An 8,280-nucleotide genomic window follows, 5' to 3' on the forward strand; every position below is an offset into this window, starting at 1 on the left:
AGGCAGTATGCCGTCCACGGATGCAAATTCCGTGGTAGCCAGCGGCGAAGTGGCTGTATGATGAAGCATTCCTCTGAGAACAAAAAGCCGGAGATATTCCGGCTTTTTGTTCTATACGGACAATCATAAAAATGGCCGTTCATCCGCAGGGCTGTAAATACGTGTCAAATTCAGGAAAAAATCAATAAAAAGCACGGTTTATGTAAAACAAATCCTCCAAAGCATTGTAACCGGCAGCAAAAAAGGATAAAATAGAAAAGGCGACATAAGAAAACAAATTATAACACATTTTAACATAATTTAAAACATTTAAGGCAATGAGGAGGAAATGAAAGAATGAATTTTGAGGTAATGCACCCTGCGGAACAGCTATGTACGATCATAGACCGCGTCTATTCGTTTGGCATGACGACGACGTCCGGCGGAAACCTGTCGGTAATGGATTCGGATGGCGATATCTGGATCACGCCGGGCGCAATCGATAAGGGTACGTTAACGCCAAAGGATATTGTGCAGGTAAAGCCTGACGGTACTGTAATCGGCATCCATAAGCCGTCCGTAGAGCTGCCGGTGCACAGGAAAATTTACGAAACCAGACCTGACATCAAGGCGATTCTGCACGCCCATCCGCCGGCGCTGGTTGCATATTCTGCACTGGATAAAAAGCCGCAGACAGAGATGATCGCAAACGTGGATGCCCTGTGCAATAAAATCGGCACCGTTGGATATGCGCTTCCGGGCTCCGATAAGCTGGTAGGGATGATCGCGGAGCAGTTTTCGGGCGGCGCAGACCTTGTTATGATGGTGAGCCATGGCGTGATCGTCGGATCGGCGAACATGAGCGACGCATTTATGAAGTTCGAAATGCTGGATTTCTGTGCGCGTATCGAGATCGCGTCTGTTCCGCTTGGCACGCCGCGCCTGCTTTCGCGCAGCACGCTGGACGATTACCTCGTGCGAACGGCGGAGAAGCTGGACGAGTTTGGGCCTGAGCCGTATCCGTCGCAGGAACGCTATTACAGGGAGGAGCTTTGCCGCTTCATCCACAGGGCGTACAGGCAGCAGATTTTTACATCCATGCAGGGTTCGTATTCGCGCAAGGTTTCAGACAATTCCTTCATCATTACGCCGCACGGCAAAGACCGCCTGTACCTGCAGCCGGAGGATTTGGTATCCATAAAATATGGACGCAGGGAACGCGGAAAAAACGCCTCCTATTCCGTGCGCCTGCATCAGGAGATTTATGCGCAGAATCCGGACGTTACGTCGGTGATGATTGCCCAGCCGCCAAGCAGTATGGCGTTTGCGGTTACGGGCGCGGAGTTTGACGCGAGGCTGATACCGGAAAGTTATATGATGCTCAAGGATGTGCAGCGTATGCCCTACGGAACAAATATGAAAGAGCCGGAAAAGGTGGCGCAGGCCATGTCGATCAAGCATCCTGTTATGATCATCGAAAACGATTATGTGATCACGGCAGGCAAGGATACGCTCAATGCGTTTGACCGTATGGAGGTTATGGAGTATTCCGCAAAGGCGATTGTTTCTGCAAAGCAAATGGGCGCAAAGATGAAAACGATCAGCCCGGAGGAAGTAAGGGAAATCGAGATCGCATTTAATTTGTAAACGAATAAAAAAACGCACTTTATACTGAGTGCGTTTTATTTATTTATCTATCTATCCCTTTAAAGCTTGTTTTTTGCTACCTTTGCATAAACGCGAAACGCGGACGGAAGCGCGTAATCATCTAAAAATTCCTGCAAGGAAACCCAGGTAAAACCGGCGGATTGGTTATCTGCATAAACCAGATAGCCGCACATATGCCATTCTATATGCGTAAAAATATGCTTCGCGCCGGTAAGAGGCTCTATTGTTTCAGCGGCAATGTTGTGTTCCTGTAAAAATGCTTTGACCTCCACGGGCGTAAGCTTTCCTTCTGTGTTTGGAAATTCCCATAAGCCGGATAAAAGGCCCTTTTCCGTGCGTTTGTGAAGCGCTACAGCGCCGCCGGAAAGGATGACGAACACAGTCCGGTCTTCAATCCGCCGCTTCTTTTTTGCAGCCTTCACCGGAATGGTATCAGTCAGTTTTTCAAGGTGCGCTTTGCACAGATGCGCCAGTGGACAGGATGCGCACAATGGTTCTCCATTTGGAAGGCATACAGTCGCGCCCAGCTCCATAAGCGACTGGTTGAAATCGCCCACGCGTACAGGCAGGATATCCGTCAGCATTGCGGACATGGCCTGCTTTACCTTTGTATCCGCAATATCGTCCCTGCTTGCAAGGATGCGTGAGATAACACGCAGCACATTCCCGTCCACAGCAGGGACGGGCAGCCCAAAGGCGATGGAGGCAATGGCGCCGGCTGTGTAAGCGCCGATTCCGGGCAGGGAGCAAAGCGCGTCAAATGAGACAGGCAGTTCGCCGCCATACTTACGCACGATGATTTCCGCCGCCTTTTGCAGGTTGCGCGCACGGTTATAATACCCCAGCCCTTCCCAAAGCTTCATCAGTTGGTCTTCAGGAACGTCCGCGAGGGAAAAAACATCAGGCAGGGCAGAAAGAAACCGTTCGTAATAGGGTTTCACAGCCTCCACGCGCGTTTGCTGGAGCATGATTTCCGAAATCCACACGCGGTAGGGCGTGGGCCGGTCCCGCCAGGGCAGGATGCGCGCATTTTTATCGTACCACGCAAGCAGCGGGCGTGTGATCTGTGTCAGGTAATTTTGCATAGCGCCTTTCCGGGTAAAAAACCCTTGAAGCAGTATCTGTGTTCGATATCAGGACATTGCTTCGAAATAACATACTGGAATTATATCAATAATGAAGGGATTTGTGAATATGTCCATATAAAATTGGCATTCCGCAGAGGCAATGTTTGGTTTCCAGAAAGCGGTTCGGGTGTATAAAAAAGTAAAGCCTGAAATCATTGATAAGAGGAACATCCGTTGAAAAAGTTGATATTATTGATAACAACCTGTTTTTTCTGGTTTTCATTGTATCTGTATCTGCCGTTTTTAACGCCGTTTTTGATCTCGCTGGGGGTGAGCGCAACACTGGCGGGAATTATTTTTGGCATTCATTCCATCACGCAGCTTGTGCTGCGTTTTCCAATCGGCATCAAGTCGGATCAGCTTGGAAAACAAAAACCGTTTATTATCCTGGGGATGCTTTTTTCAGCGATAGCCTCCATTGTGATGTATTTCTTTCCCTCCCCGGCGATGCTGTTCGTCGGAAATGCGGTTTCCGGCTTTTCCAGCACGATGTACGTTGCATTTACTGTCCTGTATGCTAAATACTACGACAAAACGCAGACCAACAAGGCCATGGGAACCATTGGGGCAGTGGTGGAAGTGGGGATTTTACTGTCCTTCCTGATTGGCGGGGCGCTCTACCAGAACGCGGGGATTAAAAGCCTGTTTTTTATCAGTTTTTGCGTAGCGGCGGCAGGAACGCTGATCTCCTTTTTTGTAAAAGAGGTCCCGGACAAACAGGTTACGATCAAAACAAACGATATCGTAAAGCTGGTTAAAAACAAACAGCTTATCGTTTCGTCGGTCCTGTGTATTATCATCAAGGCTGTCGTTTTTGCAACTGCGTTTTCATTCACACCAAAAATCGCTCAGGATATTGGCGCGAACGGAATCGAGGTGGGCGTGATCAACGCGATGTTTATCGCGGCATCGGTACTGGGTTCGCTGTTTATTACAACCAAAGCCGGGGTGAGGCTGGGGAACACCAAAACGAGCGTCATTGGCTTCCTGATACTGGGACTGTACAGCGCGGCGGTTCCGTTTGTCCATAATATTCCGGTTTTTATGCTGGTACAATTCATCGGAGGGCTTGGCTATGCTTCGCTCACCGCAATTTTTATGGCAAATGCAATCAAACATCTGGACGAGAACCAAAAAGCCGCTGGTATGGGACTGTATCAGGCTCTTTACAGCGCAGGCAGCGCAGCGGGGCCTGTGATACTTGGAATTTTTGCCGATTCCTTCTCTTATGCGGCGGGCTTTATTGCGATTGCAGTTATAGCGATTGGCGGTATGGCGCTCTCGATTGGCGCAGGGGCAAGGAAACTGATGGATTAAAAAACACAGGGGAGGGATTTCACCTTCCCCTGTGTTTTTCTTTTTTCTTTTGCTGGCGCATAGAAAATCTGAGCTCTTTTTCTGCTTCCCGTTGCTCGCGGGAAGCTGTTTTGCGCCGCAGCTTGTTTTCTTCCTGCTGCTTTTTAAGCGCCTGCTGTGATTTGGTGCCGATCTCCGCTTGGCTTAGCTCGCGGTGCACAGCGCGTTGCATCCGTTTGGGATTCAACCTTTTCTCCGCCATTGCTCCCGCGTCAACTGGCGGACTCATGGGCAGGCAATTCCAGTTTTCCAGGAAAAAGGTGTGGACTTCATAGTCCTTTGGTTCTGCGCCGAAGGTGATTTTACACGCCTCCAGCTTTCCGTTCGCCGTCCGTTCGTAGATTCCAACCCAAAAGGGTTCCTCAAACAGGACGGTCAGCTTTACTGCCGCTTTGTTCATGTGATGCTCCTCCTTATTGGTAACAGGACAAAGAAGGGACAACCAAGGAGGCAGGTTACTGACGGCACGGGCCGCGCCCGGACTACCAACCGGGACTGTGTTTCTATCTTTGCACTTTACGGCGCAATCAAAACCGCGCCCGCAAAACCTATTGTAAATCGCGGGCGGTAATCGGTCAAGTTTTTCCTACATTATAATATATTGTTTCCTCAATCCGGATTTTTGCGGTACTCCCGCGGAGAAACGCCGTATTGCCTCTTGAAGAGCCGCGAAAAGTAATTAAAGTCGCTGATCCCGCATTGCTCGGATATCTGAGCGATCGTATCTTCCGTATTTTTGAGAAGCTTTTTCGCGTATTCAAGCCTGCAATACTGGATATACTGCCCGAGCGTCATACCGGTCTCGCTTTTGGCGATCTTAAAAAGGGCGTTCCGCGGAATTAACAGCTCTGAAGAAAGGATTTCCGAAGAAAGGTCCCCGGAAAGGTTCTCATAAATGTATTCCTTGATTGCGGTAAAAAGATCGTTATGCCTGGGCTTTACATAATTTTTCAGCCGGACATAGCTTGCGCAGGCGTTCATCAGGTAAACGCTCGCGCGTATTTGCTCCTTGGTGAGCTGGGGAAGCTCGAAAAATGCTTTTTTCAGGTCGCTGATATCCGTAAAGGCAGAACAGATCCTGCTTGTATTTTCCCACGCTTCCTCGATCGTGATATCCTTGGAAAGGCATTGGCCCACCATCATATAGCCGATAATCATATCATCGTCTGTGATGGGAGCGATTGCATCCACAAGCCCACAGTGGCAGTTATAGATGTAGTTTTCATCGTTGCTTTCCTTAATATACAGCTGGGCGCTGATGTCGCATTCACGGCAGCGCTGCGCTCCCTGACTTGATTCTTTGATCCGGTAGCAGATTTCATTTGGTTCTCCGACGGAAATAAGCTCGTTGAAATCAAGGTCAAACAAAGAGATGCGAAGGCCGGTAATCGTATAAAAGTGTTGCAGGAAGCCAATTAATTTTTCTGTTTCTATTGTTAATGCCATTGTAATATCCTTTAAATAATTGTAATATCTTCACGATAAAAGTATTATTGTGCTATTTGTTAGTATTTTTATACTAGTATTATCTCATTTAAAGCTGCTATAATCAACCCATAAAAGATATGTTAAACGTTTCAAATGAATTCATGAAAATTACTGAATAATGTTAGACAAAAAGTTAAAACTCAGCAAGTATTTTAAGAAATTTCTGAAAGAGCAATGATTGGGGAAATAAGGATTAAAAGATGCGAGTTTTTTTATTAAGGCAATGTTTGAAACGTTTCAAACGGCCATCTGGGGATTGGGGTAATGAAGGTAACGATAAAGGATGTTGCGCGGGAGGCAAAGGTGTCGATCGCGACTGCGTCCATGGCCATCAATAATAAAAAGGGAGTCAATGCGGGGACAAAAGATAACGTATTAAAGGCGGCTAAAAAACTCAGCTACGTGCCAAATTATTCTGCAAGGAGCCTGGTTACACGGGACAGCAAATCAATCGGACTATTGGTTCCGGAAATTGTGAATCCTTATTATAGTGCGATTGTGGATATTATGACAAAGCTTGCCGAGCAAAAGGGATATACGCTGCTGCTAGGAATTTCAAACAGTAAAAGCCAAAACGAAAAAGAATATGTGGAAACCTTTATCGCAAGACGGGTTTTGGGAGTGATCGTTGTTCCAATGCTGTGCGAGCATCCCAATGTCGACCATCTGGAACTGCTTCGCCAGGAGAAAATACCGATGGTGTTTTGCACGGAAACCTATGAGGATTGTCTCGAGCCGTGCGTAATGTGCGATTTTATAAAGGGTGAATACGCGATGACGCGTTACCTGCTAGAAAAGAAGCTGGAAAAAATTTGCTTTGTGAGCGTGAAGCTGGATGTGAATTTTGCCAATCTGCGTTTACAGGGATTCCTCAAGGCGATGCAGGAGGCAGGGCTGCCTGTGCGGGATGAAGATTTGTTCTTCACAGAGGAGCCAAAGTTTCAGGGAGCGTATGAAATAACCGATCAGGTTTTAAAAAGAAAACCGCAGGCAATCGTATGTATTAACGACATGATGACGCTTGGAATCATGAAAAGGCTGGACGAGTGCCATGTGAAAATACCAGAGGATATTTCGGTAGCGGGCTTTGACGATATGATGTTTGCAGAGCTTGCACAAAAGCCGATCACAACGATCAGGCAACCGTTATGGGATATATGTGGGCAGACGATGACTCTGCTCGATCAGGAAATCAAAGACGGCAGGCCGAAAATGCCTGCTTTGGAACAGGAAATTATCTATGTAAAGCCTGAGCTTGTAATCAGGAATACTACTATATAACAGGAAACGCCGGAAACGGCAAACCGGCCGGAAGGCCACATGACAATGTTCTATACGCAATTACGCGTTTAGAAAATAAAAAAAGAGTCCTAGGAGGAAACAAAATGAAGAAAAAAGTATTAGTGACAGTACTGGCGATCATGCTGGTAGCGGCTATGGCTTTGGTTGGATGCTCCGCACCGGAAGCAACTCCGTCTACAGAAGCTAGCCCTTCCGCAGAAGCTAGTGCAAGCGCTGAAGCAACGGCTTCTGCAGAAGCTTCCGCTTCCGACAGCGCAGAGCCCGATGCTAATGCAACACAGGCTGTGCAGGTAGCTCAGACAGCTAACGATGAGGTAATCAAGGCTGCAAAAGAGAGCGGCGAAGTATCCGTTGGCCTTTCCATCCCGCAGCTTGCGAATCCTTACTTCGTATCCGTTAAAAACGGTGTTGAAGCAAAGTGCAACGAATACGGCTATAAGCTGACTGTTGTTGATGCGAACTATGACGTTGCAAAGCAGGTTTCTGACTTTGAGAACTTCATGAACCAGGGCGTAACGGCAGTTATTGCTTGCCCGATCGACGGAAATGCTCTTGATTCTGTTACAAAGCAGATGAACGAAAAGGGTATCGTCGTAATCTCCTTCGCACAGCTTGTTCCGAATGCAAACGCGATCTTCACGGTTGACGAGTATTCGTATGGACAGGTTATCGGCGAGAACGCTGCAAAGTGGATCAACGAGAAACTTGACGGCAAAGGCAACGTACTGATCATTTCTCAGGACAACGTAGAATCCGTTGTTAAGAGAGCTGACGGTATCCAGGATAAGATCACGGAGCTGTGCCCGGAAGCGGTAATCGTAGCGCGCCAGGCTGGTGACAATCCGGAAAAAGGTATGCAGATCACAGAAGACGTTATGCAGCAGCATCCTGAAGTTAACGTTATCACAGGTAACAACGACTCGGGCCCGCTCGGAGCTGTTGAAGCTGTAAAAGGCCTGAACCTTTCCCAGGATGTTCTCGATAAGTTCTACATCGGCGGCGGCGACGCTACACCGGAAGCAATCGAGAAGATGAAGGACGAAACAAGCGTTTACAGAGCAACTGTTGACATTGGACCTTACGACACAGGTGAAAACTGCGTAGTAGCAATCCATGACATCATCGAGAGTGGCGAAATGCCGATCAAAGATGCTGTAAAGACGACATACTTCAACATGGATCCGGTATGGCAGGAAGATGTCCTCGCTGGCTGGACCGCGAAAGGCGCTGAATAATAAGTCTTAGAACTTATTAGACAGAGTTTCGCTGAGAAATCAGCATAAACAAGTATAAAACCTTATGACGCGCTCCCTTTCATGGGAGCGCGGCAAGGTTTTGTTAGAAAAATCCGGTTATTTGT

At 47.7% G+C, this 8,280-nt stretch carries 7 protein-coding genes; 4 read left to right on the forward strand and 3 right to left on the reverse strand.

Going from position 1 to position 8,280, the window contains the following annotated elements; translation table 11 throughout:
• Positions 1 to 336: 336 nt before the first annotated feature.
• Positions 337 to 1,626 carry a class II aldolase/adducin family protein gene (locus ACS5WU_RS13725; RefSeq protein ID WP_046442667.1) on the forward strand — a complete coding sequence of 430 codons (1,290 nt, stop codon included), beginning with the start codon at positions 337 to 339 and terminating at the stop codon, positions 1,624 to 1,626.
• 59 nt (positions 1,627 to 1,685) lie between these two features.
• Here the strand turns inward: ACS5WU_RS13725 and mutY are convergent, their stop codons facing one another.
• Positions 1,686 to 2,732: an A/G-specific adenine glycosylase gene (mutY, locus tag ACS5WU_RS13730; protein WP_302761732.1), complete on the reverse strand. Its 1,047-nt coding sequence runs from the start codon at positions 2,730 to 2,732 to the stop codon at positions 1,686 to 1,688.
• Positions 2,733 to 2,966: 234 nt separating this feature from the next.
• Here mutY and ACS5WU_RS13735 point away from each other — a divergent pair, with 234 nt between their 5' ends.
• The gene (locus ACS5WU_RS13735; RefSeq protein WP_465089201.1) at positions 2,967 to 4,091 is read left to right on the forward strand and encodes an MFS transporter; all 1,125 of its coding nucleotides are present in this window, start codon (positions 2,967 to 2,969) and stop codon (positions 4,089 to 4,091) included.
• 19 nt (positions 4,092 to 4,110) lie between these two features.
• Here the strand turns inward: ACS5WU_RS13735 and ACS5WU_RS13740 are convergent, their stop codons facing one another.
• Both ACS5WU_RS13740 and ACS5WU_RS13745 read right to left on the reverse strand, forming a co-directional pair.
• Positions 4,111 to 4,530, reverse strand: a complete 420-nt coding sequence (locus ACS5WU_RS13740) for a YjdF family protein (protein ID WP_302761736.1) — start codon at positions 4,528 to 4,530, stop codon at positions 4,111 to 4,113.
• A 209-nt stretch (positions 4,531 to 4,739) separates the two neighbouring features.
• Complete coding sequence (locus ACS5WU_RS13745; protein WP_302761738.1) at positions 4,740 to 5,576, reverse strand: PocR ligand-binding domain-containing protein; 837 nt, start codon at positions 5,574 to 5,576, stop codon at positions 4,740 to 4,742.
• Between the two features lie 306 nt (positions 5,577 to 5,882).
• On the opposite strand from ACS5WU_RS13745, the gene ACS5WU_RS13750 reads away from it, so the two are divergent.
• Together ACS5WU_RS13750 and ACS5WU_RS13755 are read left to right on the forward strand one after the other, a co-directional pair.
• Entirely contained in the window at positions 5,883 to 6,899 is a 1,017-nt protein-coding gene (locus tag ACS5WU_RS13750; RefSeq protein WP_046442662.1) for a LacI family DNA-binding transcriptional regulator, read from the forward strand.
• Between the two features lie 104 nt (positions 6,900 to 7,003).
• The gene (locus ACS5WU_RS13755) at positions 7,004 to 8,155 is read left to right on the forward strand and encodes a sugar ABC transporter substrate-binding protein (protein ID WP_052740262.1); all 1,152 of its coding nucleotides are present in this window, start codon (positions 7,004 to 7,006) and stop codon (positions 8,153 to 8,155) included.
• Positions 8,156 to 8,280 lie beyond the last annotated feature (125 nt).

The sequence above is a fragment of the Christensenella sp. KGMB01412 genome (genome assembly GCF_055522415.1).